The organism is Streptomyces sp. 2323.1 (genome assembly GCF_900221035.1).
GTDB classification, from domain to species: domain Bacteria; phylum Actinomycetota; class Actinomycetes; order Streptomycetales; family Streptomycetaceae; genus Streptomyces; species Streptomyces sioyaensis.
Genome location: NZ_LT907981.1, coordinates 1,289,879 through 1,315,949 on the forward strand (window position 1 = coordinate 1,289,879; position 26,071 = coordinate 1,315,949).

Genomic DNA, 26,071 nt, shown 5'->3' on the forward strand with positions numbered 1-26,071 from the left:
GCCTGATGCTCTCAGATACGAGCTTGTCAGATGACGGGAGGGCGGCCCAGTCGGGTCAGTCGCCAAACGGTAGCCCACTTCATGGGGCGCCTGGGACCGCACGGCGAGACCCAGCCCTCCTTGAAGCCGCCCAGCCACGCCCGCAGCGCCGGCCGCGACGGCCGGCGGACGAGGGTGAGCAGAAACCAGACACCGAGGTAGACCGGAACCAGCGGGGCGGGAAGGTTGCGCCGGGCCAGCCAGACGCGGTTGCGGGCCACCATGCGGTGGTAGACCGCATGCCGGGCCGGGGCCGTCGTCGGGTGGAAGAGGACCATGTCCGCGCGGTAGTCGATCAGCCACCCCGCGTCCAGCGCCCGCCAGGCCAGGTCGGTCTCCTCATGGGCGTAGAAGAAGTCGTCGGGCAGCCCGCCGACCTCCTCGAAGACCGTCGTACGGACCGCGTTCGCGCCGCCGAGGAAGGTGGTCACCCGCGACGAGCGCATCGGGTCGGCGGCGCGCAGCCGCGGGACGTGCCGGCGCTGGGTCTCGCCGGTGTCCGGGTCGGCGATCCGGAAGCTGATGATGCCGAGCCGGGGGTCCGCGGCGAAGGCCTGACGGCACAGCTCGGCGGTGTCCTCGGTGGCCAGCAGTCCGTCGTCGTCGAGGAAGAGCAGCACGTCGACGTCGCGGCCGCCGGGCCCGAACGCTTCGATTCCGGCATTGCGGCCGGCCGGGATGCCGACGTTCTCCGGCAGCTCGACGGTCCGGATGCCCTCGGGGAGCTCGGGCAGCGGCGAACCGTTGCCGACCACGGCGATCTCGACCGGATCGCCGTCCTGCTTGGCGACCGAGTCCAGGAGTGCGCGCAGCTCCTCGGGGCGGTTGCCCATGGTGATGATGACCGCGCCGACCTTCATCGCGCCCCTCACTTCAGCCTGCTCGACGCCAGGATGGACACGAGGTGCAGCAGGGTCTGCAGGAGCGCGATGCCGGCCAGCACGGCGACGCCGAGCCGCGAGAAGAACAGGTCGCCCCGGACCGTGTCCAGGACCGCCAGGACCAGGATCAGCAGGGAGGCCTCGACCCCGAGGACGAGGCGGTGGAACTTCAGCGCCGCGGCCGCCTTGCGGGCCAGCGCCATGCCGGACGAACGCGGCTCGGAGGCCGTCTCCTTGACCGGCGGCAGACCGCCCTGGTGGCGGGCGACGCCGACCAGGTCGGTCTCGGCCTTGATCAGGATGGCGCCGAGCGCGGCGAGGGTCCCGAGGAAGGCCCACAGCCAGTCGATCCGCCCGGAGCCCCACAGGTCCGCGGCGCGCAGCCCGAAGCCGACGAGCACCGCGGCGTCGCACAGGTAGGCGCCGACCCGGTCCAGGTAGACCCCGCCCAGCGAGAACTGCTTCTTCCAGCGGGCGACCTCGCCGTCGACGCAGTCGAGCAGCAGGTAGAGCTGGACCATCAGCACGCCGAGCAGAGCCCCCGCGATCCCCGGCACCAGCAGGGCGGGGGCGGCGAGGACGCCGGCGACGGTCATCACGTAGGTCAGCTGGTTGGGCGTGATCCGCGTGTTCACCAGGTGCCGGTCGATGCGCAGCGAGATCTCGCGCATGTAGAGCCGGCCGGCCCAGTGCTCGCCGCTCCGCCGGTCCTTCACCCCCGGAGGGTGAACGACCGGGCGGAGCTCAGCTACCGATGGCTTCTGCATAGTCGGCGTAAGCGTCCCTGATCTGGTCGGTGGACAGGTCGAGGTGCTCCAGGATCGTGTAGCGCCCGGGGCGGGTCTTGGGGGCGTACGCGACGACCTGGACGAACTCCTCGTCGGTGAAGCCGATCTCCCCCGGCGTGACCGGCAGACCGTGCCGGCGCAGCACCTCGACCATCAGGTCACGGGTCTCCGTGTCCCCGCGCAGATGCGTGGCGAACGCGGCGCCGAGGCCGCACTGTTCGCCGTGGCTCGCCGCGCGCTTGGGGAAGAGGAGGTCGAAGGCGTGGTTGATCTCGTGGCAGGCGCCGGAGGCCGGACGGCTGTCGCCCGCGACCGACATCGAGATACCGGTGAGGACCAGGCCCTCGGCCAGCACCTGGAGGAACTTGTCGTCGCCGACGCCGCCGGGGTGGCGCAGCACGGCCTCGCCGGCCTGGCGGGCCATGGCGGCGGCCAGCCCGTCGAGGTCCTCGCCGGTCTCGCGGTGCGCGAGCTCCCAGTCCGCGACCGCGGAGATGTTGGAGATCGCGTCGCCGATGCCGGAGCGGACGAACCGGACCGGGGCCTCGCGGATGATGTCGAGGTCGATCACCACGGCGATCGGGTTCGGCACACCGTAGGAGCCGCGGCCGGCGTCGTTGTCGAGGGTGGCGACCGGCGAGCACAGGCCGTCGTGCGACAGGTTCGTCGCGACGGCGACCAGCGGCAGACCGATGCGCGCGGCGGCGAACTTGGCACAGTCGATGATCTTGCCGCCGCCCAGGCCCACGACCGCGTCGTAGTGCCCCTTCTTCATGGCGTCGGCGAGCTTGATCGCGTCGTCCAGGGTGCCGCCGTCGACCTCGTACCAGTCGGCGCCCGGCAGCGCGGGCGACAGCCGCTCCCGCAGCCGGGCCCCCGAGCCGCCGCTGATCGCGATGGCGAGCTTGCCGGACGCGGAGATGCGCTGATCGGCCAGCAGGCCCGCCAGGTCGTCCAGGGCGCCGGCGTTGATGTCAACGACGACCGGGGACGGAATGAGGCGGGTCAGTACTGGCATGCGATGTCACGGCCCTTCGCCAGGTCGTCGTGGTTGTCGATCTCGACCCACTTGACGTCGCCGATCGGCGCCACGTCCACCTTGAAGCCGCGGTTGACCAGCTCCTGGTAGCCGTCCTCGTAGTAGAGGTCGGGGTCCCGCTCGAAGGTGGTCTTCAGGGCGTCGGCCAGCTCCTCGGCGGCCTCGCCCTCGATGAGGGTGACACCGATGTACTCACCGGTGGCCTCGGCCGGGTCCATCAGCTTGGTGATCTTCTGGACGCCCTTGGCGGGGTCCACGACGACCTTCATCTCCTCGTCGGCCAGCTGCTTGACCGTGTCCAGCGCGAGGATGATCTTCTGGCCGTTGCCGCGGGCGGCGAGCAGGGTCTTCTCGACGGAGACCGGGTGCACGGTGTCGCCGTTGGCGAGGATCACGGTGTGCTTGATGGAGTCACGCCCGCACCACAGGGAGTAGGCGTTGTTCCACTCCTCGGCCTTGTCGTTGTCGATGAGGGTGAGCTTGAGGCCGTACTTCTGCTCCAGGGCCTCCTTGCGCTCGTAGACGGCTTCCTTGCGGTAGCCGACGATGATCGCAACCTCGGTCAGGCCGATCTCGGCGAAGTTGCCGAGGGTCAGGTCGAGGATGGTGGTGTCACCATCGACCGGCACCAGAGCCTTGGGCAGGGTGTCGGTGTAGGGACGCAGACGCCGTCCGGCGCCGGCAGCCAGCACGAGGCCGATCATGCGGGTTCTCCTTCATCGTGTACGGCGGGTGCTTGCGAGGACACCCAGAAGCGGATGCTCTCGACGAGCACCAGCAGCGCCAGGACCACGGCAAGGGCCGTGAGCGCGATTGTGAAACCTTCAGGGGGCAGCGCGGCGGCGAGGACGGTGACCACAAGGACGCGTCCTTCGTGCCCGCCGGTTGCCCGGACCAGCCACCGCGGCGGGGCCCCGGTGCCACCGCGGATGCGGTAGACGGTGTCGTAGTGATGGTAGGCGACCGCCGCGACCAGCCCGAACGCCGCGGGCAGCGCTCCGGGGACGTCGGCGCGGGCGGCCAGCACCAGGATCGTGACGTATTCACCGGCCCGGAAGAAGGGCGGTACCAGCCAGTCGAGGGCGCCCTTGAGCGGGCGGGAGACGGCCGCACCGGCCAGCAGTGCGGAGCAGAGGGCGACGCCGACGGTGAGCCAGGAGCTGGGGTCGTCCTGGAAGATCACCCAGACCAGCAGCACGGCGGCTGAGAGAAATGCCATGACGGGGGCCAGGAAGGAACCGGTGCGGCCGCGGCCGCGGGCGCCGCCGGCGATCAGCTCGGCCAGCGGCCCGGAGTCGGCGAGGTCGGCCAGCGCCCGGGCGGCGCGGTCGGTGCGCCGGGCCCGCCGGGTCAGCGAGCGCAGCACCCGCCCCGCGGTGGTGTAGCAGGCGGCCAGCGCACAGCCGATGAGCAGGGCGTAGAAGACGATGCGCGGGGTGGTGAACGCGGTGAGCACGGCGATCATGGCCCAGCGCTCACCGATCGGCAGCACGATCATGCGCCGCACCCAGACCGTCCAGCCGACGCTGTCGAGCTTGCCGGAGAGCGCGGCGGTGGGGCTGGTGTTGGCCGTGGCGTCGTGGTTCGCCTCGTTGAAGGAGAAGTCGACGACATGGCGGCAGGTCATCAGGACCATCGCGCCGAGCGCCAGCGCCCAGACGTCGTCCCCGCCACGCGCCGCACCCAGCGCCAGGCCCGCGTAGTACGCGTACTCCTTGGCACGGTCGAAGGTGGCGTCCAGCCAGGCGCCCATCGTCGAGTACTGCAGGGAGTAGCGGGCGAGCTGCCCGTCGGTGCAGTCCAGGACGAAGGAGAAGAGCAGCAGCAGGCCGGCGGCGACGAAGCCGCCGCGGGTCCCGGTGGCCGCGCAGCCGGCCGCGATCAGCGCGGTGACCAGCGACGCGGTGGTGACCTGGTTGGGGGTGAGCCCGCGCCGTGCGCACCAGCGGGCGAGGTAGCGGGAGTAGGGGCTGATGCCGTACGTGGTGAAGAACCCGTCGCGGGACTTCACGGCGGTGCGCAGCCGGACCGCCTCGTCGTCGACGGCGGCGACGGACTCCCGTGCCTCCTCGCGCTGGGCGGGGGTGAGCGCGACGGTGGCGACCAGGGTGCCCAGCTCGACGTGGTGCAGGCCGATCGCGTCACGGTCCAGGGACGCGGTGAGGGTGTCGGTGAGGACGTCCGTGAGATGGGCGGTGCCGGCGCCGACCGGGATCCTGCCGACCGCGCGGGCCAGCGCGCCGCGGGCCTCGGGCTGCACGGTGAGCGCGCCGGGGACGGCCGCGGCCGGGAAGCGGGGGTCGGTCAGCGCCAGCCGCAGGGCGTGCAGATGCCCGACGAAGCGGGGGTCGACGACGGCGACCCGCTCCTGCGCGGGCACCGCGGCGATCAGCTCGGCGGCGGCCGCGGCATCGTTCGCCGTACGGACGTCAAAGCCCAGCGTGCGCAGGTCGGCTTCGAGCGGCGACCCGGCGACCGGCGAACCGGTGAGGATGGCGGTCGACAGACGAACTCACTCCTTGGAAGCTGACAAGGCAGCCAGGCCGGTCCGAAGTCGATCCGCATTCGACACGAACTACCCGGGCAGCGGGCGTGGCACACCTCGCCCCCGGAGGGGCTGGGTGGCACGTCGGCAGAGGTTATCGGATCGCCGGATGCGGCCGTTCACCGCGCATTCACCGCACGATCGAGTGACCGACGGCTGCGCCTGCCGCGATCATCATGGTGGATCGGACGGCGCATGAACAACTGCGGTGCGCCCCCGGCGCCCGATCCGGTGCCCCTTATGAGAGGGCTGGTCACGGGGCGGGCGGGTTGTGCCGGGGCAGGTGTGGTGTGTGCCATCCCGCGTCCGGCGGGCGGTCGCCAGGTGCCGGTGCCGCGACCCGGCCGCCCTCGTCCGTCGCGCCGGGGACACCGCGCACGGCGGCGGATGTGGCCCCTCTCACCACGGGCGCGCTCCCCGTCCGGCGCGCTGGCATGTGGCGCCGCGCACCCGCTGTGCCGCTGATGGGGACCTGGCTAGGGCAGACTTGGCGTCGAAGACCGACGACAAGGATGGGCATGCCGATCACACCTGCCAACGGACAGACCGCCGGGGACCCGGCGGTGAGCACACCGGGCGGCGCCGCCGAACCGATCATGCTGGAGCTGGTCGACGAGGACGGCACGACGATCGGCACCGCGGAGAAGCTCGCCGCCCACCAGCCTCCCGGGCAGCTGCACCGTGCGTTCTCGGTCTTCCTCTTCGACGAGAAGGGCCGCCTGCTGCTCCAGCGCCGGGCCCTGGGGAAGTACCACTCCCCCGGTGTGTGGTCCAACACCTGCTGCGGTCACCCGTATCCCGGTGAGGCGCCGTTCGCGGCCGCGGCGCGGCGCACGGCCGAGGAGCTGGGCCTGGCCCCGTCCCTGCTGGCCGAGGCCGGCACGGTGCGCTACAACCATCCCGATCCGGCCTCCGGCCTCGTGGAGCAGGAGTACAACCACCTGTTCGTCGGGCTGGTGCGGGCCGAGCCGGCGCCCGACCCGGAGGAGATCGGCGAGATCGCGTTCGTGACGCCTGAGGAGCTGGCCGAGCGGCACGCCGAGGCGCCGTTCTCCGCGTGGTTCATGACCGTGCTGGACGCGGCGCGCCCCGCGGTGCGCGAACTCACCGGACGGTCGGCGGGCTGGTAGCGAGCGGGGTGAGCGGAAGCTCGGCCCAGATGGCCTTGCCGCCGTTCGCCGTGAGCTCCACACCGCATTTGCCGCCGGCCTCCGCGGTGAACGTTTTGACCAGCCACAGGCCGCGTCCGCCGACATCACCCTGATCCGCCTCCAGTGCCTTGGGGCGGTAGGGGTGGCTGTCCTCGACCGCGACCATCAGCCAGTTCGCGCCGATGGTGAGCTGTACGGCGATCTGGGGCGAGAGCAGGGCGGCGTGCCGGACGGCGTTGGTGACGAGTTCGGAGACGATGAGCAGCAGGCCGTCCATGATGTCGGCGGCCACGGGCACACGCTGTTCGGCGAGCAGATCCCGGACCGCGTGCCGGGCCAGCGGCACCGAGGCCTCCAGTGCCGGGGCGGTGAACCGCCAGACACCTTCGTACGCGAGCGGGGAGGTCAGCTCTTCAGGGGGCTCTGCGGGGGGTCCAGAAGGCATCCTCACAGGAAGAGTGTTGAGAATGCGCTGGTCCGGACCGGGCTGCTGACCACAAGTCAGCGTCTATCGACGCCTTTTGGCCGCTTCCGAGTGATTCGATGGGCCCGGCGACCGGTCCTGTCGCTCTTGCGTCTCGCTCGCGGACTTCCGCGGAGCGGTCGCCCTGCGCTCGGGACCGTCCGGATCTACAGCACAGCCGGCCCGGCGCCTGAGCACCGGACCGGCTGTACCTCTGCAGTAGCGGGGACAGGATTTGAACCTGCGACCTCTGGGTTATGAGCCCAGCGAGCTACCGAGCTGCTCCACCCCGCGTCGGTGCACACCACACTACGGGGCGGTGGCCGGTGGGCCAAATCGATAATCCGCGCGGATGTCGCGGGCGGCCGGTCCCGGCGCTCACACCGTCCGGTCGGTGATCCGCCCGGCGTCGACCTCGATCCGGCGGGTGGTGTGCACCGCTTCGAGCATCCGGCGGTCGTGGGTGACCAGCAGCAGGGTGCCCGGGTACGAGGCGAGGGCCGACTCCAGCTGTTCGATGGCCGGCAGGTCGAGGTGGTTGGTCGGCTCGTCGAGGACGAGGAGGTTGACCCCGCGGCCCTGGAGGAGCGCGAGCGCGGCGCGGGTCCGCTCGCCCGGTGAGAGGGTGCGCGCCGGGCGGAGCACATGCGCCGCCTTCAGCCCGAACTTCGCGAGCAGGGTGCGGACATCGGCGGGCGACAGGTCGGGGACATGGGCCCGGAAGGAGTCCATCAGTGGCTCCTCGCCCCCGCCGTGGCCGTCGAAGAGCTGGCCGCGCGCCTGGTCGACCTCGCCGACCACCACCCCGGGGCCCAGGGCGGCATGCCCCTCGTCCAGCGGCAGCCGGCCGAGGAGGGCGGCGAGCAGGGTGGACTTGCCGGCGCCGTTGGGGCCGGTGATGGCGACCCGGTCCGCCCAGTCGATCTGGAGGTCCACCGGACCGAAGCGGAATGCGCCGCGCTGCACCCCGGCGCCCCGGAGGGTGGCCACCACCGCGCCGGCCCGCGGGGCGGCGGCGATCTCCATCCGCAGCTCCCACTCCTTGCGCGGCTCCTCCACGACCTCCAGCCGCTCGATCAGGCGCTGGGTCTGCTTGGCCTTCGCGGCCTGCTTCTCGGTCGCCTCGACCCGGGCGTTGCGGCCGACCTTGTCGTTGTCGGGGGCCTTGCGGCGGGCGTTCTTGACGCCCTTCTCCATCCAGTTGCGCTGGGTGTGCGCCCGGGTCACCAGGGCGGCCCGGGTGTCGGCGTACTCCTCGTACTGCTCGCGGGCATGGCGCCGGGCCCGCTCGCGCTCCTCCAGATAGGAGGCGTAGCCGCCGCCGTAGGTGTTGACCTGCTGCTGGGCGAGGTCGAGTTCGACGACGCGGCTGACCGTGCGGGTCAGGAACTCACGGTCGTGGCTGACCAGGACGGTGCCGGCGCGCAGGCCGGTGACGAAGGACTCCAGCCGGTGCAGGCCGTCCAGGTCGAGGTCGTTGGTGGGCTCGTCCAGCAGGAAGATGTCGTAGCGGGAGAGCAGGAGCGAGGCCAGCGAGGCGCGGGCGGCCTGGCCTCCGGAGAGCGTCGTCATCGGCTGGTCGAGGCCGATGGAGAGGCCGAGCTGAGCGGCGGTCTCCTCGGCCCGCTCGTCGAGGTCGGCGGCGCCCAGCGCGAGCCAGCGCTCCAGCGCCGTCGCATAGGCGTCGTCCGCACCGGGCCGCTCCTCGACCAGCGCCTCGGTGGCGGTGTCCAGGGCGAGCTGGGCGGCGGTCACACCGGTGCGGCGGGCGAGGAAGGCGCGGACGGTCTCCCCCGGGCGGCGGTCGGGCTCCTGCGGGAGGTGCCCGACGGTGGCGGTGGGCGGGCTGAGCGCGAGCTTGCCGTTCTCCGGGGTGTCCAGGCCGGCCAGCAGGCGCAGCAGGGTGGACTTGCCCGCGCCGTTGGCGCCGACGAGGCCGACCACATCGCCGGGGGCGATGACCAGGTCGAGGCCGGAGAACAGGACGCGCTCGCCGTGGCCGGCGGCGAGGTCTTTGGCGACGAGAGTGGCTGACATCAGGCGGCCGATGGTATCCGGCCCGGCCCGCGGCGGGCGCTCTAATATCCGGGGCATGGATCCCGCTCTGAAGACACATGTCAGCGACGGCACCGCGACCGTCACGATCAGCAACACCGGCAAGCGGAATGCGATGACGGTGCAGATGTGGCGGGATCTGCCGCCGCTGCTGGAGCGGCTGGCGGCCGACGGGACGGTGCGGTCGCTGGTGCTGACCGGGGAGGGCGGGACGTTCTGCGCGGGGGCGGACATCGGGGCGCTGCGGGAGGCGGCCGGTGAGTCGCAGGGCCTGGCGGTGGCGGCGGAGGAGGCGCTGGCGGCGTTCCCCGGGCCGACACTGGCGGCGATACGCGGCTACTGCGTGGGCGGCGGCGCCCAGTTGGCGGCCGCCTGCGATCTGCGGTTCGCGGAGGAGGGCGCGCTGTTCGGGGTGACGCCGGCCAAGCTGGCGGTGGTCTATCCGGCGTCCGCCACCCGGCGGCTGGTCCGGCTGGTGGGCCTGTCCACCGCCAAGTACCTGCTGTTCTCCGGGGAGTTGATCGGCTGCGCGCGGGCGCTGCGCACGGGTCTGGTGGACGAGGTGCTGGCCGAGGGCGGGCTCGACAAGCGGGTGGCGGAGTTCTCGGCCGTGCTGGCGAGCCGGTCGCTGCTGACGCAGACCGCGGCGAAGGAACTGGCCAACGGGACCTGGGACGTACCGCCGGCCGAGGCCGAGGAGCGGGGCGCCCACTGGGCCGCGCAGGCCCGCGCGAGCGGCGACACCGCGGAGGGTGCCGCCGCCTTCCTGGAGCGCAGGGCGCCGCGTTTCACCTGGCCGGCGGGCTGAGCGGGCCGGGCGCCGGGGCGCGGTCCCTCACCGCTGCTGCGTCAGCAGGAACCGGCTCTGCTCCCGCAGCGCCGCGGTGACCTCGGCCGGGGCCTTGTCCGGGGAGCCCGCGTCGTACGGGGGCTGCGGGTCGTACTCGATGCCGAGCTGGATCGTCTGGGCCACGGTGTCCCCGGCGATCCGGCCCGCCAGCGTCAGCCCCATGTCGATGCCCGAGGAGACGCCGGCCGCCGTGACGTACTTGCCGTCGAAGACCACCCGCTCCCCGGTCGGCTCGGCGCCCAGCGCCGGCAGCTGGTCCAGCGCGAGCCAGTGCGAGGTGGCCCGGCGCCCCTTGAGGAGGCCCGCGGCGCCGAGGATCAGCGAGCCGGTGCACACCGAGGTGGTCCAGGTGGTGCCGGCGTCCACGGCACGGATCCACTCGTGCAGCGGGCCGTCCGCCATCTGCGCCGCCTGGCCCGGGCCGCCGGGCACGACGAGGATGTCCGGCGCGGTGACCTCCTCCAGCGTGGCGTCGGCGACCAGCCCCAGCGAGCCGAGTTCGTTGCGGTAGAGGCCGGTGCGTTCGCCGACGAAGACCGCTTCGGCGCCGGGCAGCCGGCTGAGGGTTTCGTAGGGGCCGACGGCGTCCAGGGTGGTGAAGCGGTCGAAGAGAAGGATCGCGAGCTGCATTGCAGGTTCCTGTTCGGTAGGGGTGATGCCGGCCGGGTGGGTCCTGGCGGCCGGCGGGTTCAGGCCGCGGGCACGGGCGGCCGGGCCGGCTGGAAGCGGCGGCGGTACTCGGCCGGGGAGGTGCCCAGGACGCGGAGGAAGGCGCGGCGCATTGCCTCGGGGGTGCCGTAGCCGCAGTGGCGGGAGACCTGTGCGATGCCGTCGGCGGTGTCCTCCAGGCGCCGGCGGGCGGCCTCCAGCCGGACCCGGTCGACATAGCGCCCCGGCGGCATGCCGACCTCGTCGCGGAACGCCCGGGCGAAGTGCCGCGGGGACAGGCCCGCCCGGTCCGCGAGGGCATCGACGGACAGATCCGCCCCGGGGTGCTCGGTGATCCACTGCTGAAGCTCGCGCAACGGCCGCCGCTCGGCGGTCTGGGCGGCGAGCTGGACGCTGAACTGGGTCTGGTTGCCCGGCCGGCGCAGGAAGACGACCAGGTGCCGGGCGACGGCCAGCGCGATGTCCCGGCCGAGATCCTCCTCCACCAGCGCCAGCGCGAGGTCGATGCCGGCGGTCACGCCCGCGGAGGTGGCCACGTCGCCGTCGCGTACGTAGATCGGCTCCGGGTCGACGCGCAGGGCGGGGAACCGCCGGGCGAGGGTCTCGCAGAGCATCCAGTGGGTGGTCACGCGGCGGCCGTCCAGCAGCCCGGCCTCGGCCAGCAGCAGCGCTCCGCTGCACACCGAGACTTTCCGCCGGGCGCGGTGGGCGTTGCCGCGCAGCCAGTCGATCAGCCGGGGGTCGGGGGTACGGGTGCCCTGGCCGCCGGGCACCAGCAGGGTGTGCGGCGCCTCCGCCTCGGCGAGCGTGAGGTCGGGGACGAGCGTCAGCCCGCTGGTGGTGCGGACCGGTGTGCCGTCGAGGCCGGCAGTACGGATCCGGTAGGCGCCCGGCTCCCCCTGGGACGCCCCGTGGAAGACCTCGACCGGTCCGCTGACGTCGAGCGCCTGCACGCCGTCGAAGAGGACCACGAGTACCTCGCGCTGTTCCATGCCTCCATCCTCGGCAGCGCGGCGTCCGGCAGCAATGACGGGTTTCCCACCTTTCCTGCCATGAGGGCGGGTGTGGCGTGCGTGCCGATGTCGGTCCCCGGCGTGCGGCCGGTTCCGGTCCCCCCGGCGCCTGCTCCATACCCACCGGTCGGTAGCCTCCCCCCATGACCACTTCCAGCGCACTGCCCGAGCAGGCCGGCCGTACTTGCCACGCCGTCATCAACCCGTTCCACTCCACGCACTACTTCGCGCCGGAGCTCGCCGAGGAGATGGCGAAGGCCGGTATCGAGAACCGCAGCGCCGGTTACTTCGCCTGCCGGGGCGCGGCCATGGGCGCGGTGGGTCCGGGCACCATCACGGCCACCTTCTACAACTTCAACCACGAGCTCGTCGCCCGGCACGTCCCGCAGGTCTGGACGGTCACCACGCCGCAGGCCGTACTGGACGCCCGGCTGCGCGCCGCGGACGCCACGCTGCGCCGGCTGCTCGGCCCGGAGGCCGTCGCCTCCCCGGAGATGGCCGAGGCGGCCGAGCTGGCGCTGCGCGCCGCCGAGGGCTGTTCCCGGTCGGCCCGGCCGCTGTACGCCGCGCACGCCGACCTGCCGGTGCCCGACGCCCCGCACCTCGCCTACTGGCACGCCGCCACGCTGCTGCGCGAACACCGCGGCGACGGCCATCTGTCCGCGCTGCTGGACGCCGGGCTCGACGGCCTGGAGGCGCTGGTCACGCACACCGCCAGCGGCCGCGGGATGAGCTACCAGGGCGTCATGGCGACCCGTGGCTGGTCGGAGGAGGACTGGAGCGCCGCACAGGAGCGGCTGCGCGGCCGCGGGCTGCTGGACGCCGAGGGCGAGTTGACCGAGGCCGGGGTGCAGCTGCGCAAGGACCTGGAGCGGGCGACGGACCGGCTGGACCGGGCGCCGTACGAGCACCTGGGCGCCGACGGCGTGGCCCGGCTCACCGAGCTGGCGACCGGCTTCACCACCGCCGTCATGGAGGCCGGGGCGTTCCCGGCCACGCTGTTCGGCAAGTAGTCCGGCCGGCGGTCCAGGAACCCGTCCCGGCGGCAAAGCCCCCTCAGCGATAGGGAATCCGGCATTCCGGCGGGGGTGTGCGCGGCCGTCCGCACACCCCCGGCGCCGGGGAGCGGGCGCGACGTCCCTCCCGGCCTCCGGGCGGCCGGGGAGCTTCGCGGACACTCCCCGTCGGCTGGGCGGCACGACACTGCGGCCCGCCACCCGGCACAATGCAGGCTCATGCAAGCGCTGGAAGGCAGGTCAGGATCAACGTGACGGCATCCACTGAGCCCATCGGGGCCCTCGGGTCCATCGAAGCGAGGATCGCCGGGGAGCTCGGCGTCAAGGAGCGGCAGGTGAAGGCCGCGGTCGAACTGCTCGACGGCGGCTCGACCGTCCCGTTCATCGCGCGCTACCGCAAGGAAGCCACCGAGACGCTCGACGATGCGCAGCTGCGCGCGTTGGAGGAGCGGCTGCGCTATCTGCGGGAGCTGGAGGAGCGGCGGGCCGCGATCCTGGAGTCCGTACGGTCCCAGGGCAAGCTGGACGCCGCCTTGGAGGCGCAGATCCGCGGCGCCGATTCCAAGGCGCGCCTGGAGGACATCTACCTCCCGTTCAAGCCCAAGCGGCGCACCAAGGCGCAGATCGCCCGGGAGGCGGGCCTGGAGCCGCTCGCCGACGGGCTGCTCGCCGATCCGTCGGTGGAGCCGGCCGCGGCCGCCGCGTCGTTCGTGGACGCGGACAAGGGCGTCGCCGATGCGGCCGCCGCCCTGGAGGGCGCGCGGGCCATCCTGACCGAGCGGTTCGGCGAGGACGCGGATCTGATCGGTGAGCTGCGCGAACGGATGTGGTCGCGCGGGCAGGTCGCGTCGAAGGTGCGGGAGGGCAAGGAGGAGGCCGGCGCGAAGTTCGCCGACTACTTCGACTTCGCCGAGCCGTTCACCGCACTGCCCTCGCACCGGGTGCTGGCGATGTTCCGCGGCGAGAAGGAGGAGATCCTCGATCTCGCCCTGGAGCCGGAGGACCCGTCGGCGGTCACCGAGGGCCCCAGCGCCTACGAGCAGGCCATCGCGCACCGCTTCGGCATCACCGACCGCGGCCGCCCGGCCGACAAGTGGCTCAAGGACACCGTCCGTTGGGCCTGGCGCACCCGCGTCCAGGTCCACCTCGGGATCGATCTGCGGCTGCGGCTGCGGCAGGCCGCCGAGGACGAGGCGGTACGGGTCTTCGCGTCGAACCTGCGCGATCTGCTGCTGGCGGCGCCCGCCGGGACCCGCGCCACGATGGGCCTGGACCCCGGTTTCCGTACGGGAGTGAAGGTCGCGGTGGTGGACGCGACCGGCAAGGTGGCCGCCACGGAGACCATCTACCCCCATGTACCGCAGCAGAAGTGGGACGCCTCGCTGGCCACGCTCGCGAAGCTGGCCCGCGCGCACGACGTCGAACTGATCGCGATCGGCAACGGCACCGCCTCCCGCGAGACCGACAAGCTGGCGGCCGATCTGATCGCCGCGCAGCCGGAGCTGAAGCTGACGAAGGTGATGGTGTCCGAGGCCGGCGCCTCGGTGTACTCCGCCTCCGCGTTCGCCTCGCAGGAGCTGCCCGAGCTGGACGTCTCGCTGCGTGGCGCGGTGTCCATCGCCCGGCGCCTCCAGGACCCGCTGGCCGAGCTCGTCAAGATCGACCCGAAGTCGATCGGGGTGGGCCAGTACCAGCACGACCTGTCCGAGGTGAAGCTGTCGCGCTCGCTGGACGCGGTCGTCGAGGACTGCGTGAACGGCGTCGGCGTGGACGTCAACACCGCGTCCGCACCGCTGCTTTCGCGGGTGTCGGGCATCGGCTCCGGCCTGGCCGAGAACATCGTCGCGCACCGGGACAGCAACGGCCCGTTCCGCTCCCGTAAGGCCCTCAAGGACGTGGCGCGGCTCGGCCCGAAGGCGTACGAGCAGTGCGCGGGCTTCCTGCGGATCCGGGGCGGCGACGACCCGCTGGACGCCTCCAGCGTGCACCCGGAGGCGTACCCGGTGGTGCGGCGGATGGTGAAGTCGGCCAATACCGAGGTCGGTTCACTGATCGGCAACGCGACGGTGCTGCGCACCCTGAAGGCCGCCGATTTCGTCGACGACTCCTTCGGTCTGCCGACGGTGAGCGACATCCTGCAGGAGCTGGAGAAGCCGGGCCGCGACCCGCGTCCGGTCTTCAAGACGGCGACCTTCAAGGAGGGCGTGGAGAAGATCGGCGATCTCCAGCCGGGGATGCTCCTGGAGGGCGTGGTGACCAATGTCGCCGCCTTCGGGGCGTTCGTGGACGTGGGCGTCCACCAGGACGGTCTGGTCCATGTCTCGGCGATGTCGAAGACCTTCGTCAAGGACCCGCGGGACGTGGTGAAGCCGGGCGACATCGTGCGGGTCAAGGTGCTCGATGTCGACATTCCGCGCAAGCGGATCTCGCTGACGCTGCGGCTGGAGGACGAGCCCGGCAAGGGCGGTCAGGCGACGGGCGGCGGCGAGCGCCGCGGCGGCGCGGGCGGCGGCCGGGGGCCGCGGGACGGCGGCAACCGGGGCGGTGCCCCGCGCCCGCGGCAGGGCGGCGACGGCCGGCGCGGCGGTGACCGCCGGGGCGGCCGGGACGCCGGGCCGGCCAACGACGCGATGGCGGACGCCCTGCGGCGGGCCGGACTCCTGGGCAAGGAGCGGGGCGGCCGCTGACACCCGCCGGCGGCAACGGCAGCAGCGGGACGGGCTCCCGCTGCTGCCGGAGCCGTTGGACGCTCAGCCGGCCCCCGCGTAGCCGCGGATGCGCTCCAGTTCCGCCGCCACGTCCGTGAGCGTGGCGCAGTCCGGAACCGGCAACAGATCAGGGTCCGTTACGGCGGCGTCGGGCTCGCGGCCCGGGTCCTCCAGGGCCTCGGCCATCGCGGCGAGCGCCCGGCACAGCCGCTCGGCCTCCTCCGTGCTCGGGCGGTGGGCGCCGTGGTCGAGACGTACCGCGCAGGCGGTCGCGGCGTCCACGATGCGTTCGGCCGCGGTGACGACGGTCAGCCAGTCGGGGTTGCGGTCGCGGGCCGCGACGAGTTCGGCCGCGGCGGTCTCCGCCGCCGCCCTGGCCTCCCCCAACGCCCGGTAGGCGGCGCGGCGCAGCGCCAGCCGCGCGGTGGGGTCCGCGCCCGGTTCCGCCTCCAGGACGTGCCGGAGGAACCGCTCGGCGGCCCACAGCGCCGCGGTCACGCGCTGGCCGATCCGCCGGCGCGGATCGGCGAGGTGCGGCAGATGCCCGACGACGAGGACGATGCCGCAGGCGATGGAGGTGTCGACGATCCGCTCGGCGGCCGCCTGGGGATCCCCGCTCACCGTCACGAACGACAGCACCATCAGGGTGATCGCGACGGTCTGCAGCGCGAAGTGCCGGGTGGCGAACGGCAGCAGCGCACCGCCGGCCCCGGCCACCAGCGCCGGCCACCAGGTGCCGGTCAGCAACAGTCCCGCCCCGGCGAAGACCAGCACCCCGGCGACCGTCCCCGCGAAGCGGTTGACCGTACGGGAGAAGAGCGGTCCCAGGTCCGGCTTGACGAGGAAGGTGGCGGTCGCCGGGAGCCAGTACCAGTGGTCGGCGCGGAGCATCAGCGCCACGGCGGTGCTCGCGGCGATGCAGACCGCGACCCGCAGCCCGTAGTCCCGCCCCGCGGGCCCGAACAGGCTGCGGCCGCGCCGGGTCCGGCCACCGACGGCCGCCAGCGCACCGCCGGCCACCGCCGCCGGCACCCTGCGCCAGCCGGGCCGGCGGGACGGCGCGGGTCCCGGCTCCGGCGCGGGCAGCGGCTCCCGGCGGGCGAACGCGACGGCGGCGTCCAGCAGCGCCCGGTCGAAGGCGCCGCGGGCGGCCGTACTGGTCTCCGGGGCGGACAGCCGGCCCGGGGAGCGCCCGGTGCGCAGGGCGTCGGCGAACCGGCGGGGGCTCTGTGCCACTCGGGACGGCAGCGGGCGGGCCTCCCACAACAGCGCCACGCTGGCCTCGCACAGCGCGGTGGCCGCGGCGAACCGCTCGGTGAGCAGGAGTTCTTCCGTACGGGCCGGCCGGTGCAGCAGCCGGCTGGTGAGCCGACGCAGCCGCAGCGCCTCGTCGGCACGGTCCAGGGCGGCAGTGAGCCGGCGCCGGGCGGCCTCGGCACCGGGCCCGCCGGCCGCGCCCAGGGCGTCGGCGAGCGCGTCGAAGACCCGGGCGACGGCCGCCCGCTCACCGCTGAGCGCCCCGCCCGCGGGACGCGGTGAGCGCAGTACGAGCCGCAGCACGAGCAGCCACAGACAGCCGGCGAGGACATAGAGGGCCTTCGCCCAGGGCGCGCCGGGCAGCGGCATCCCGGCGCCCAGGACGGTGGTGGCCAGCATCTGCATGCCGGCGTTGGAGCGCACCGGTCCGGCCACGCTGCCCGCGCCGGAGACGAAGCCGACCGCGAACAGCGCCGGCACGAGCCACCAGCCCGCGCCGGCCGCCTGCAGCGAGGCACCGATCAGCATGCCGAACGCCGAGGCGAGGGCGGGCAGACCGATATGGACGATGCCGGTGCGCCGGGTGCCGGGACGGTCGTTGACCCCCGCCAGCATCGAGCCGAGTCCGGCCAGTACGCCGGGCGCCGGGTGGCCGGTCGCGATCCCCGCGCCCAGCAGCGGCCCCGCACACAGCGCACCGCGGGCCACGGCCGCCCAGGGCACGGGCAGCCGTGGCCAGTGGAAGGGGTGGGCCAGCCAGGCGGGCACGGCGCGCTGCGCGCGGAGCATGAGCCTCCTCAGACGACGACGTTCGGACGGGCGCGGCGGGCCGGTCCGGCGGGATCCGAAGGGCGACATCGGCCGACGGTGGTGCTACCAGCCTAAGGTCCGGGATTGTCCACTTCGCTGCTGCGGGGTTACCGCAAGATCACAGGCGAGCGGCGGGCAGGCGGCCCGGCCGGCCGGCCCGCCGCGCTGCCCCCTCCGCTCCCCCGTCCGTCCTCCCCTCTTCCAGGTCTTCCAGCCCCTCGGCATCGCGCACCGCACGGGTTAGCGTCGCTCCATGACGATCAGGACAGACGACGTATGGGTGGTCGGCGGCGGCGTGATCGGGCTGACGTCGGCGATCGCGCTGGCGGAGGACGGGCGCCGGGTACGGGTGGTGAGCCGCGACGCGGCCGGCGGGACGACGTCCGCGGTGGCCGGCGGGCTGTGCTGGCCGTACCGCATCCAGCCGTACGAGCGGGCGGTGCAGTGGTCCGTACGGTCCTTCCAGGTGCTCGCCGAACTGGCCCGGCGGCCGGAGGAGACGGGCGCCCGGATGGTGACGGGCACGATGGCGAGCGCCTCGGGGCCGGACGCGGCGGACGAGGGGCACCGCGCCCCGGACAACGGCGTCGAGGAGGGTCTGGCCGCCTGGTACGAGGCGGTCCCCGGGCTGCGGCGGGCGCGCCGGGAGGAGCTCCTCGAAGGGTGCGCCTCGGGGTGGCGGGCACGGACTCCTCTCGTGGACATGCCGGCCCATCTCCGGTACCTGGAACGTCGATTGACGGCGGCCGGCGGGACCGTGGAGCGACGCACCCTCACGTCCCTGGAGGAGGCCGGCCGGGCGGCGGGCCTGGTCGTGAACTGCTCGGGTCTCGGCGCGCGCGAACTGGTACCCGACCCGGAGGTCCACCCGGTCCAGGGGCAGTTGGTGATCGTGGCGAACCCCGGTATCGAGGAGTGGTACGTGGCCGCCGACACCGGTGCGGCGGACACCACGTATGTGCTGCCGCAGCCGTACGGCCTGGTCCTCGGCGGTACGGCCCGTGAGCACGCCTGGTCGCGGGAGCCCGATCCGGCGGTGGCGGAGGCCATCGTGGCACGGTGCGCCCGGCACTTCCCCGAGCTGGCAGGGGCCCCCATACGGGAGCACAAGGTGGGGCTGCGCCCGGCCCGCCCCGCGGTGCGGCTGGCGGCGGAGCGGCTGCCCGGCGGCGCGGTGTGCGTCCACAACTACGGGCACGGGGGCGCGGGCGTGACCGTGGCGTGGGGCTGTGCGGACGAAGTGCTGCGGACCGTACGGGAGATCGGGGAGGGCGGCCTCCGGTAGCCGAGGCTCCGGGGCGGTTTCCCGCCACGCCGCCTCGTGCCGGGCGGCATCCGGACACGAACAAATTTGCCGCTCCGCAGGCGCATCCATCAGCCCGTCTCATGCGTCTCACCAGCGAGCGGCACTCTTATGGCGCCGCACTGCAGGGGCATTTCATTTGGAGCATTCACTTGAAAATCGGCATTAAGGGCATTCGGCGCGTGTCCGCGGTTGTCGTCACCGCGGGAGCCGTCCTGACGGCCGGGGCGTTCACCGCCCCGGCGCAGGCCGCCACGCTCAACACCCCCACGATCACCGCCAAGGGCGGTTTCGTGATGAACAACGGCACGGGGTCGACCCTCTTCACCAAGGCCGCCGACACCCGGCTCTCCACCGGCTCCACCACCAAGATCATGACGGCTCGGGTGGTGCTGGCACAGCCGAACCTCAACCTTGATTCCAAGGTCACGGTCCAGAAGGCGTACAGCGACTACATCGTCTCCAAGACGGCGTCGTCGGCCCATCTGATCGTCGGGGACAAGGTCACCGTCCGCCAGCTGCTGTACGGGCTGATGCTGCCGTCCGGCTGCGACGCGGCGTACGCACTGGCCGACAAGTTCGGCAGCGGGTCCACCCGGGCCGCGCGGGTGAAGTCCTTCATCGGCAAGATGAACTCCACCGCCAAGGGCCTCGGCCTGAGGAACACGCACTTCGACTCGTTCGACGGCATCGGCAGCGGCGGGAACTACTCGACCCCGCGCGACCTGACGAAGATCGCCAGCAACGCGATGAAGTACTCCACGTTCCGTACGGTCGTGGGGACCAAGTCGACCAAGCAGAAGGTCACGACGAAGAGCGGTGGCTACCGCTACATGTCGTGGACCAACACCAACAATCTGCTGGGCAGCTACGCGGGCACCATCGGCGTCAAGACCGGCTCGGGCCCGGAGGCCAAGTACTGCCTCGTCTTCGCCGCCACCCGGGGCGGCAAGACCGTCATCGGCACGGTCCTGGCCTCCTCTTCGGTGGCCAACCGCACCGCGGACGCCAAGAAGCTGATGGACTACGGCTTCAAGAAGTAGCCCGTCCCGGACGGACAAGGGGGCCTGCGCGCGGCCGGACGGCCGCGGGCAGGCCCCTCGCCTTTGCCTACCGGTTCTCCCCTCGCACGCGAGGGCAGACGTCCAGGGGCGTCGCGTCCGTGACGTGATAGACGGCCCGTCGGTCCAGCAGCAGTGGGACGAGCTTGCGCAGCGGCTGGCGCAGCGGGACGACCACGCCGTCGCGCTCCCGCTTCCAGAGCACCCCGTGCCCCGCCAGCACGTCCTTGACCTGCGCGAACCGGTCCGCGTCCAGGCGGTAGGCGCAGGGCGGATCGGCCAGGGTCTGCTCCGCAGTGGCGGGCTCGTTGTCCGCGCCGCCGAGGTAGACGGGGCCGCGGTCGGTGTATCCGGCGAGCCGGGCGGCGGTGGTGGCCGCTTCGATCCGCGGGCGGTGCCGGTCGAGGAAGGCGAACGCGCCCTTGAGGGCGGCGATCTGGGAGTCCACCCGGCGCCTGTTGTTGCGCGCGGGGTCGGCCTTCTCGGCGTCGGTCAGCGCGTCGACCCGGGTTTCGACCAGCATCCCGATCGAGCCCTTCACCCCCGCGGTGTTGCGCAGGATCCGCTCCTGGCCGTCGCCCGCGACCTGCTTGACGGGGTCGCCGGTCTCCGGGTCGGTCCAGATGCCGTAGACGCCGGTGGAGAAGCCGGCCCGGCGCACGGCGGGTGCCACGAAGTCCTGGGAGAGCGAGGCGGCTTCGCGGTGCACCGGGTCCGCGGTGTTGAGGTTGCGCGGCCACAGCGACAGCACGTCCTTCATGTAGTACGGGACGGTGGGCCCGTACTCGTGCAGGTCGTAGACGGTGTCGGGGCGGTAGTCGCGGAGGACGGCGGCCATCGCACGGGCCTCCGCGGTCTGCAGGGCGAGGTGGTCGCGGTTGATGTCCGCACCGGCGGAGTTGCCGCGGGTGTCGGCGGCCCGGCCGTCGGGGTTGGCGGTCGGGATGACCAGGACGCTGGTGTGCGCCAGGAAGCGCCGGGTCGCCGGGTCCCGGGCGTAGGCCAGGTCGCGGACGGTGGTCAGGCAGGCCTCGCGCCCGGAGGGCTCGTCACCGTGCTGCGAGCAGGTCAGCAGGACGGAGTTGCCGCGCCGTACGTCCGCCGGGCGCGCGGGAGCCGGGGCACCGATCCGTACGAGCCGCATCGGCCGGCCCTGCGCGGTGGTGCCGATCCGGTCGATCCGCACGCGCGCGGAGCCGCGGTCGACGGCGGTGAGGAACGCCTGCTCCTCGGCTTCGCCGGTCCAGCGGGCGCCGTAGCTGGTCTCGAATCCCGTACGGGGCAGGGGGGTTGCGGCGGCGCGGGCGGGAGGGGCCGGCAGGATCGCGCCGAGGGTGGCCATCAGTCCGATGGCCAGCGCCCCTCGGGCGAGGCGGTGGGAGCGGGATATCACGAGGGTGCCTCCCTTGGGTGAGCGGTGGGGGTGGGCGGGGCCGCCCGCGGTGGGCGGCCCCGGGCGGTCGTCCCGCGGCGGTACGGCGGTCAGCGCGCGGCCGGCATCCGGCTGAGGCCGTGCGACGGGGCGAGGCCGTCCAGCAAGGGGCCGCCCACCGGCGGCCGGGGCGCGCCCGCGGTGGCCCGTACGAAGGCAGGGGCACCACCGGTCAGCGGGAGCGCGGCCGAGGTTCGGGACAGGTCGAGGGTGAGCGTCGGGCGGGACGCGGGCGGGTCGATCAGACCGGCGTCGGTACCGCCGACGAGGAGTGCGAGCCGGTGTCCGGCGGGCACGACATGATCGCTCGCGGCGAGGTGCAGGGTGATCGTGTACGGCTTGCCGGGGGTGAGCGGCCGGCCCTTGTGGGCGTCGGCGTAGGTGCCGAGGTCGGCCCAGCCGCGGCTGAAGACGGTGGAGGCCACCTTCTCGGTGTCGGCGGCGGTCTCCTTGAAGCAGCCGGTGTCGGCCGGGGTGCCCGCGCCCCAGCAGGTGCGCGCGTCCAGCGTGGTGATGCCCTCGCCGGCGGCCGTGTAATTGCGGATGGTGGCGGGGCCGAGGTCCACCAGGACGGCGGAGAGGTGGGCGGTCGAGGTGCTCGGGGTGGCGGTCACCGTCACCGTTCCGGAGCCGGACAGCCGCAGTGGCGCGCGCAGCGCTCCGGTGCTGAATCCGGCCTTGTCCGGGGTCGGTTGACCGGCCCGGGCCGCCCAGTCGGCCTCGCTCCGCTTCGGATCGTCGGTGAAGGTCTCCGTCGCGCCCTGCGGTGCCTTGGCGGTGCCCAGGACGCCGACACCGGGCACACTGCCGCCGCGCGGCCGCAGGACGGTCGTCGTTGTGCCGGGGGCGGGCCAGCGGGGGTCGGTGGACCAGCTGCCGGGCGCACGCTCGACATCGGCCTTCGGCGCCCGCTCGATGCCGTTGTCGTAGCCCATCAGGTAGTGGTCGAACCAGTGGTGCAGGGTCGTGACCCACTCGGCGCGGCGGTAGTCGAAGGGGTCGACGTGCCCGGTCTGGGACAGCCAGATCTTGCGGGCGACGCCGTGCCGGGCGAGCGCGTCCCACCACTGCCCGGCGTGCCGGGTGCGGACGTTGAGGTCCTGCATGCCGTGCACCATGAAGACGCTGGCCCGGACCTTGCCGGCGGCACGGACATAGTCGCGCTCGGTCCACAGTCCGGTCCAGTCACCGCTGCGCGGGGCGCCCTTGACGAGCTTGCGCTGCACCGCGTCGCAATGCCGCTGCGCGCCGGAGCTCTCGACCATGGCCGCGAGGGAGTCGGGGCCCGAGTCGTAGAGCGGGGCGCCCTGGGCGAAGTAGTAGTCGTACCAGGAGGAGATGCCGGCGATCGGGACGATGGTCTTCAGTCCCCTGACCCCGGTGGCCGCCACGCCGTTGGCGATGGTGGCGTCCCAGCTCTTGCCGATCATGCCGGTACTGCCGTTGGACCAGCCCGCCGTGACGGGTCTACCGCCCGTCCGCGCGGTGTAGGCGCGGGCTCTGCCGCCGAGCCAGTCGACGACGGCCCTGGCCGACCGGATGTCGGAGCGGCCGCCGACATCCACGCAGCCGTCCGAGCGGTTGGTTCCGGCGAGGTCGACGAGGACCGTCGCATAGCCGCGCGGCACGAAGTAGTTGTCGTAGAAGAGCGGGAACCCGGCCGGACGGCCCCGGTCGTCATAGGTCTTCTTCTGGCTCTCGTTGCCGCGTCCGCAGCAGGAGTAGTACGGACTGGCGTCCATGATCACGGGTATTCGGCGGCCCTGCCGGGCGGGTTCGGACGGCCGCACGATGTCGGCGGCGACGCGGTCGGTCCGTCCGTCCCCGTCGCCGTCGAGCCCGGTGTCCACCCAGACCGATTCGCGGATCGCGTGGTCGTAGGAGTAGACGGGTCTGCTCTCACGGGGCGCCGCCTGCGCGGCGGCCGGCCCGATCAGGGCGGACAGCAGGGCGGCGACGGCCGCCAGCACGAGTGCTGTGAAGGAGATGCGGGGAATCCGCGCAGGATTGGTCACGAAGCGGACGGTAGCGCGGCTCAACTCCCGCGCGTAAGGGTGCGGGTGACGAGGGAGGTGCGGCCGGTGACAAAGGCGGGCGGCCGGGAGTGGCCGGATGTGGTTCATGTCGGCAATGTGTCAGATGAGGCCATGTACATGACGCCGCCCCATCGGAGTACATAGGGTCTGAACAGAGCCATCCCCCCTACGAGTTGGAGGACTCGTGCGTCACAGACTCCTCGTCCCGGGCGCGGTCGCACTCAGCCTGGTGCTGGCGGTCCCGGCCTCCGCGGCCGCCAACCTTGATGGACCCGGCACCCCGGGCGCTCCGGGTGTGGGCGACACCTACTACCCCGAGAGCGGGAACGGCGGATACGACGTTTCCCACTACGATCTGCGGCTCAAGTACCAGCCGAAGACGGACCTGCTGCAGGGCACGGCGACGCTGCTCGCCACGACCACCCAGGACCTCTCCCGCTTCAACCTGGACTTCGCGCTGAAGGTCAGCGAGATCCGGGTCAACGGCAAGAAGGCCGGCTTCGCCCGCTCCGGCAAGCACGAGCTGGAGGTCACCCCGGCCACTCCGCTGGAGAAGGGCAAGCAGATCAGCGTCGTCGTACGCTACGCGGACAAGCCCTCCGAGGTGAAGATCGACAACTACAGCGGCTGGGCCCGGACGCCCGACGGCGGTGTGGTCGCACAGGAGCCGGACGCCGCCGTGTGGTGGTTCCCCAGCAACGACCACCCCACCGACAAGGCGACGTACGACGTCTCGGTGGCGGTCCCGGACGGCACCCAGGCGCTCAGCAACGGCGTCCTGGCCTCGCAGTCCTCCAAGCTGGGCTGGACGCGTTACAACTGGCGCTCGGACAAGCCGCAGGCGACGTATCTGACGACGCTGGCCGTCGGCAAGTTCGACATCACCACCGACACCACCGCGAACGGCCTCCCGGTGATCAACGCCGTCAGCAAGGACCTCGGCGCGAACGAGGGGTCGGCGAGGGCGAGCATCGCGCGCACCGCCGAGGCCACCGAGTGGCTGGAGAGCGTCTTCGGCCCCTACCCGTTCAATGCGGTGGGCGGCTACGTGCCGAATGTGCCGGCCCATTACGCCCTGGAGACCCAGACCCGTCCGTTCTACGGGAAGAAGGCCTTCGACCGGGGCACCAATGTCTCCGTCGTGGTGCATGAGCTGGCGCACCAGTGGTACGGCGACAGCGTCTCGCTCAAGGACTGGAAGGACATCTGGATCAACGAGGGCTTCGCGGCCTACAGCCAGTGGCTCTGGTCGGAGAAGGAGGGCGAGGGCACCGCTCAGCAGCTGGCGGACTACGTCTACGCCCAGCACCCGGCCGATGACCCGTTCTGGAAGGTCAGGCCGGGCAACCCGGGCGCGGAGAACCAGTTCGACGACGCGGTCTACGACCGTGGCGCGCTGGCCCTGCAGGCGCTCCGCAACAAGGTCGGCGACAAGGTGTTCTTCGGCATCCTCAAGTCCTGGCCGACGGAGCACCGCTACGGCAACGCCTCGGTGGCCGACTTCGTGAAGTTCGCCGGGAAGAAGTCCGGCAAGTCGCTGGACGGCTTCTTCGACACCTGGCTCTTCGAGCCGACCCGGCCCGCTGCGGGCGCGGCGGGCCGGACGCTCGGCGTACGGCACACGGCCGTCGCCGAGCCCAAGTCGTGGCGCCAGATCGCCGCGGCCACCCACGGGGTGCACGAGGTACACGGGCACTGAGCAGGCCGTTCACAGACCGATCCGAACGGAGCCGGGGGCGTTCCCCGGCTCCGTTCGCGTACCGCGTCCTCAGCCGCGCGCCGCCCGGCGGGCCCGGCGGGCGAGCGGCATGAACCGCAGCCGCTCCGGAAGCACCGGCACCACGGCGCGCACCACCCGCCCGAAGCGGCGCAGCCTGCGCTCCTGAGCGTCCGTCCACTCCAGACCGAGGGCGCTGCGGACGTCCGGCGGCATCAGCCCGATCGTCAGGAAGCGCCGGAAGCGGGTGAAGCACGGACACAGCGACGGCCAGAGCGGCCGGAGGAGCAGCCGCAGCCACCGGGGGCCGCGGTCGGGGGCCGGGATCGGCTGGTCCGGCGCGATCAACTCCTCGACCACGACGGTCACTTCGAGATCGTTCTCAAGGACCTTTCGGTAATACGGCCAGAACTCCTCAATGGTCTGCGGCATATCGCGGTCATGGATGCCCAGCACCCGGCCGACCTGGAGCCACTCCGCATACAGCTGGCGCTCCTGCGCCGGGGTGAAGGGACGGCCGAGATACTGCTGGGCGTGCCGGAAGACGGGATAGCCGGTGGCGTGCACCCAGGCGTAGGAGGAGGGGGTGAGCGCGTGGTATCTGTGGCCGTGCGCGTCGGTCCCCTGAATGGCCTTGTGCAGCCGGCGCAGCCGGCGCCCCTCCGCGGCCGCGCCCTCGCCGCCGTACACCCACAGTTGCAGCGAGGTCAGCGACCGCTCGCCGCGTCCCCACGGGTCCGTGCGGAACACGGAGTGGTCGTCCACACCGGCTCCTACCGAGGGGTGGGCGACCTGCATGGTCAGCGCGGCCGGCAGGGTCAGGAGCATGCGGATGTCCCCGACCAGCGACCAGAGCACGCCTCCGACCGGTGGGGGATTTGTTTCGTTATTTACCGTATTCATTGCATTAATCATGATACGGCGCCTCCCCGTGACCGGCTCAGAAGGGGATCGATTCTGCGTCACCCTCGCCGGCCCCTCCGCGCCGCGGGCCCCTAGGGGGACGCTGCCGGGTCGACGTCCCCCGGGCCGCAGCGACAGCGCCGCAGCGCACCACCGGACCGCGCGGCGGCCGGGGGTACCGCCACCGCCACCTCGGCACCCGGTCCGGACGGGAGGCGCACCTCCGGACGGTCACCTCACCTCGGCTACCGCGACCGAGACCGGCCGACGAGGCCGACAACGACGGCGACACATCCGACGCCCCCTCACCACCGACGTCTTTGCTCCGTACATCC

20 protein-coding genes and 1 tRNA gene are annotated in these 26,071 nt (G+C 72.7%); 7 read left to right on the forward strand and 14 right to left on the reverse strand.

The genetic code is table 11. From position 1 onward, the window contains the following. Positions 1–26: 26 nt before the first annotated feature. Genes CPH93_RS04950 through CPH93_RS04970 form a run of 5 tightly spaced genes read right to left on the reverse strand, consistent with a single transcriptional unit; the run spans position 27 to position 5,253 of the window. Positions 27–911: a glycosyltransferase family 2 protein gene (locus CPH93_RS04950; RefSeq protein WP_096212074.1), complete on the reverse strand. Its 885-nt coding sequence runs from the start codon at positions 909–911 to the stop codon at positions 27–29. Continuing rightward, a complete protein-coding gene (locus tag CPH93_RS04955; protein WP_051006817.1) occupies positions 908–1,687 on the reverse strand; it encodes a CDP-alcohol phosphatidyltransferase family protein in 780 nt (259 codons plus the stop codon). The genes CPH93_RS04950 and CPH93_RS04955 overlap by 4 nt, the downstream gene beginning before the upstream one ends. After that, positions 1,665–2,726 carry an iron-containing alcohol dehydrogenase family protein gene (locus CPH93_RS04960; RefSeq protein ID WP_093486752.1) on the reverse strand — a complete coding sequence of 354 codons (1,062 nt, stop codon included), beginning with the start codon at positions 2,724–2,726 and terminating at the stop codon, positions 1,665–1,667. Before CPH93_RS04960 ends, CPH93_RS04955 begins: the two co-directional genes overlap by 23 nt. Next, the gene (locus CPH93_RS04965; RefSeq protein ID WP_086720811.1) at positions 2,714–3,451 is read right to left on the reverse strand and encodes a phosphocholine cytidylyltransferase family protein; all 738 of its coding nucleotides are present in this window, start codon (positions 3,449–3,451) and stop codon (positions 2,714–2,716) included. Before CPH93_RS04965 ends, CPH93_RS04960 begins: the two co-directional genes overlap by 13 nt. Then, positions 3,448–5,253, reverse strand: a complete 1,806-nt coding sequence (locus CPH93_RS04970; protein WP_096212075.1) for a DUF5941 domain-containing protein — start codon at positions 5,251–5,253, stop codon at positions 3,448–3,450. Before CPH93_RS04970 ends, CPH93_RS04965 begins: the two co-directional genes overlap by 4 nt. 557 nt (positions 5,254–5,810) lie before the next feature. Here CPH93_RS04970 and idi point away from each other — a divergent pair. Further along, positions 5,811–6,422 carry an isopentenyl-diphosphate Delta-isomerase gene (idi, locus tag CPH93_RS04975; protein WP_006602025.1) on the forward strand — a complete coding sequence of 204 codons (612 nt, stop codon included), beginning with the start codon at positions 5,811–5,813 and terminating at the stop codon, positions 6,420–6,422. On the opposite strand, the gene CPH93_RS04980 is transcribed toward idi, so the two are convergent. The 3 genes from CPH93_RS04980 to CPH93_RS04990 all read right to left on the reverse strand — a co-directional run bounded on the left by CPH93_RS04980 (position 6,397) and on the right by CPH93_RS04990 (position 8,943). Continuing rightward, entirely contained in the window at positions 6,397–6,888 is a 492-nt protein-coding gene (locus CPH93_RS04980; protein WP_093486748.1) for an ATP-binding protein, read from the reverse strand. The two genes, idi and CPH93_RS04980, sit on opposite strands and share 26 nt — an antisense overlap. 238 nt (positions 6,889–7,126) lie before the next feature. Continuing rightward, positions 7,127–7,200: transfer RNA gene (locus tag CPH93_RS04985), tRNA-Met, on the reverse strand. Between the two features lie 84 nt (positions 7,201–7,284). Continuing rightward, positions 7,285–8,943, reverse strand: a complete 1,659-nt coding sequence (locus tag CPH93_RS04990) for an ABC-F family ATP-binding cassette domain-containing protein (RefSeq protein ID WP_096212076.1) — start codon at positions 8,941–8,943, stop codon at positions 7,285–7,287. A gap of 55 nt (positions 8,944–8,998) precedes the next feature. On the opposite strand from CPH93_RS04990, the gene CPH93_RS04995 reads away from it, so the two are divergent. Next, complete coding sequence (locus tag CPH93_RS04995) at positions 8,999–9,769, forward strand: enoyl-CoA hydratase/isomerase family protein (protein WP_093486744.1); 771 nt, start codon at positions 8,999–9,001, stop codon at positions 9,767–9,769. Positions 9,770–9,796: 27 nt separating this feature from the next. On the opposite strand, the gene CPH93_RS05000 is transcribed toward CPH93_RS04995, so the two are convergent. Together CPH93_RS05000 and CPH93_RS05005 are read right to left on the reverse strand one after the other, a co-directional pair. After that, the gene (locus tag CPH93_RS05000) at positions 9,797–10,441 is read right to left on the reverse strand and encodes a DJ-1/PfpI family protein (protein ID WP_093486742.1); all 645 of its coding nucleotides are present in this window, start codon (positions 10,439–10,441) and stop codon (positions 9,797–9,799) included. Between the two features lie 59 nt (positions 10,442–10,500). Continuing rightward, entirely contained in the window at positions 10,501–11,472 is a 972-nt protein-coding gene (locus tag CPH93_RS05005) for a GlxA family transcriptional regulator (RefSeq protein WP_093486740.1), read from the reverse strand. Positions 11,473–11,636: 164 nt separating this feature from the next. Between CPH93_RS05005 and CPH93_RS05010 the strand changes: the two genes are divergently transcribed. After that, positions 11,637–12,506 (forward strand): SCO6745 family protein, encoded by an 870-nt coding sequence (locus CPH93_RS05010; protein WP_096212077.1) that lies wholly within the window; start codon positions 11,637–11,639, stop codon positions 12,504–12,506. Between the two features lie 254 nt (positions 12,507–12,760). Further along, positions 12,761–15,196, forward strand: coding sequence for a Tex family protein (locus CPH93_RS05015; RefSeq protein ID WP_096212078.1), 2,436 nt, complete (start codon positions 12,761–12,763; stop codon positions 15,194–15,196). Between the two features lie 63 nt (positions 15,197–15,259). On the opposite strand, the gene CPH93_RS05020 is transcribed toward CPH93_RS05015, so the two are convergent. Then, complete coding sequence (locus CPH93_RS05020) at positions 15,260–17,263, reverse strand: FUSC family protein (protein WP_096212079.1); 2,004 nt, start codon at positions 17,261–17,263, stop codon at positions 15,260–15,262. A gap of 274 nt (positions 17,264–17,537) precedes the next feature. Between CPH93_RS05020 and CPH93_RS05025 the strand changes: the two genes are divergently transcribed. Further along, entirely contained in the window at positions 17,538–18,569 is a 1,032-nt protein-coding gene (locus CPH93_RS05025; protein WP_096212080.1) for an FAD-dependent oxidoreductase, read from the forward strand. A gap of 170 nt (positions 18,570–18,739) precedes the next feature. Continuing rightward, the gene (locus CPH93_RS05030; protein WP_093486730.1) at positions 18,740–19,630 is read left to right on the forward strand and encodes a D-alanyl-D-alanine carboxypeptidase family protein; all 891 of its coding nucleotides are present in this window, start codon (positions 18,740–18,742) and stop codon (positions 19,628–19,630) included. Positions 19,631–19,697: 67 nt separating this feature from the next. Here CPH93_RS05030 and CPH93_RS05035 read toward each other — a convergent pair whose 3' ends face one another. Continuing rightward, positions 19,698–21,041 carry a M14 family metallopeptidase gene (locus tag CPH93_RS05035; protein WP_173909719.1) on the reverse strand — a complete coding sequence of 448 codons (1,344 nt, stop codon included), beginning with the start codon at positions 21,039–21,041 and terminating at the stop codon, positions 19,698–19,700. An 89-nt stretch (positions 21,042–21,130) separates the two neighbouring features. Continuing rightward, positions 21,131–23,095, reverse strand: coding sequence for a Xaa-Pro dipeptidyl-peptidase (locus tag CPH93_RS05040; RefSeq protein WP_231977185.1), 1,965 nt, complete (start codon positions 23,093–23,095; stop codon positions 21,131–21,133). A 205-nt stretch (positions 23,096–23,300) separates the two neighbouring features. On the opposite strand from CPH93_RS05040, the gene CPH93_RS05045 reads away from it, so the two are divergent. Then, the gene (locus tag CPH93_RS05045; RefSeq protein WP_096212081.1) at positions 23,301–24,815 is read left to right on the forward strand and encodes a M1 family metallopeptidase; all 1,515 of its coding nucleotides are present in this window, start codon (positions 23,301–23,303) and stop codon (positions 24,813–24,815) included. Between the two features lie 69 nt (positions 24,816–24,884). On the opposite strand, the gene CPH93_RS05050 is transcribed toward CPH93_RS05045, so the two are convergent. Next, the gene (locus CPH93_RS05050; RefSeq protein WP_173909720.1) at positions 24,885–25,736 is read right to left on the reverse strand and encodes an oxygenase MpaB family protein; all 852 of its coding nucleotides are present in this window, start codon (positions 25,734–25,736) and stop codon (positions 24,885–24,887) included. Positions 25,737–26,071: the final 335 nt, after the last annotated feature.

What these genes read in the sequence shown, in the direction of transcription:
- CPH93_RS04955 (WP_051006817.1), bottom strand. Translation starts at nt 1,687, where the DNA reads ATGCAGAAGCCATCGGTAGCTGAGCTCCGCCCGGTCGTTCACCCTCCG.
- CPH93_RS04960 (WP_093486752.1), bottom strand. Translation starts at nt 2,726, where the DNA reads ATGCCAGTACTGACCCGCCTCATTCCGTCCCCGGTCGTCGTTGACATC.
- CPH93_RS04965 (WP_086720811.1), bottom strand. Translation starts at nt 3,451, where the DNA reads ATGATCGGCCTCGTGCTGGCTGCCGGCGCCGGACGGCGTCTGCGTCCC.
- idi (WP_006602025.1), top strand. Translation starts at nt 5,811, where the DNA reads ATGCCGATCACACCTGCCAACGGACAGACCGCCGGGGACCCGGCGGTG.
- CPH93_RS04980 (WP_093486748.1), bottom strand. Translation starts at nt 6,888, where the DNA reads ATGCCTTCTGGACCCCCCGCAGAGCCCCCTGAAGAGCTGACCTCCCCG.
- CPH93_RS04990 (WP_096212076.1), bottom strand. Translation starts at nt 8,943, where the DNA reads ATGTCAGCCACTCTCGTCGCCAAAGACCTCGCCGCCGGCCACGGCGAG.
- CPH93_RS04995 (WP_093486744.1), top strand. Translation starts at nt 8,999, where the DNA reads ATGGATCCCGCTCTGAAGACACATGTCAGCGACGGCACCGCGACCGTC.
- CPH93_RS05000 (WP_093486742.1), bottom strand. Translation starts at nt 10,441, where the DNA reads ATGCAGCTCGCGATCCTTCTCTTCGACCGCTTCACCACCCTGGACGCC.
- CPH93_RS05005 (WP_093486740.1), bottom strand. Translation starts at nt 11,472, where the DNA reads ATGGAACAGCGCGAGGTACTCGTGGTCCTCTTCGACGGCGTGCAGGCG.
- CPH93_RS05010 (WP_096212077.1), top strand. Translation starts at nt 11,637, where the DNA reads ATGACCACTTCCAGCGCACTGCCCGAGCAGGCCGGCCGTACTTGCCAC.
- CPH93_RS05020 (WP_096212079.1), bottom strand. Translation starts at nt 17,263, where the DNA reads ATGCTCCGCGCGCAGCGCGCCGTGCCCGCCTGGCTGGCCCACCCCTTC.
- CPH93_RS05025 (WP_096212080.1), top strand. Translation starts at nt 17,538, where the DNA reads ATGACGATCAGGACAGACGACGTATGGGTGGTCGGCGGCGGCGTGATC.
- CPH93_RS05050 (WP_173909720.1), bottom strand. Translation starts at nt 25,736, where the DNA reads ATGAATACGGTAAATAACGAAACAAATCCCCCACCGGTCGGAGGCGTG.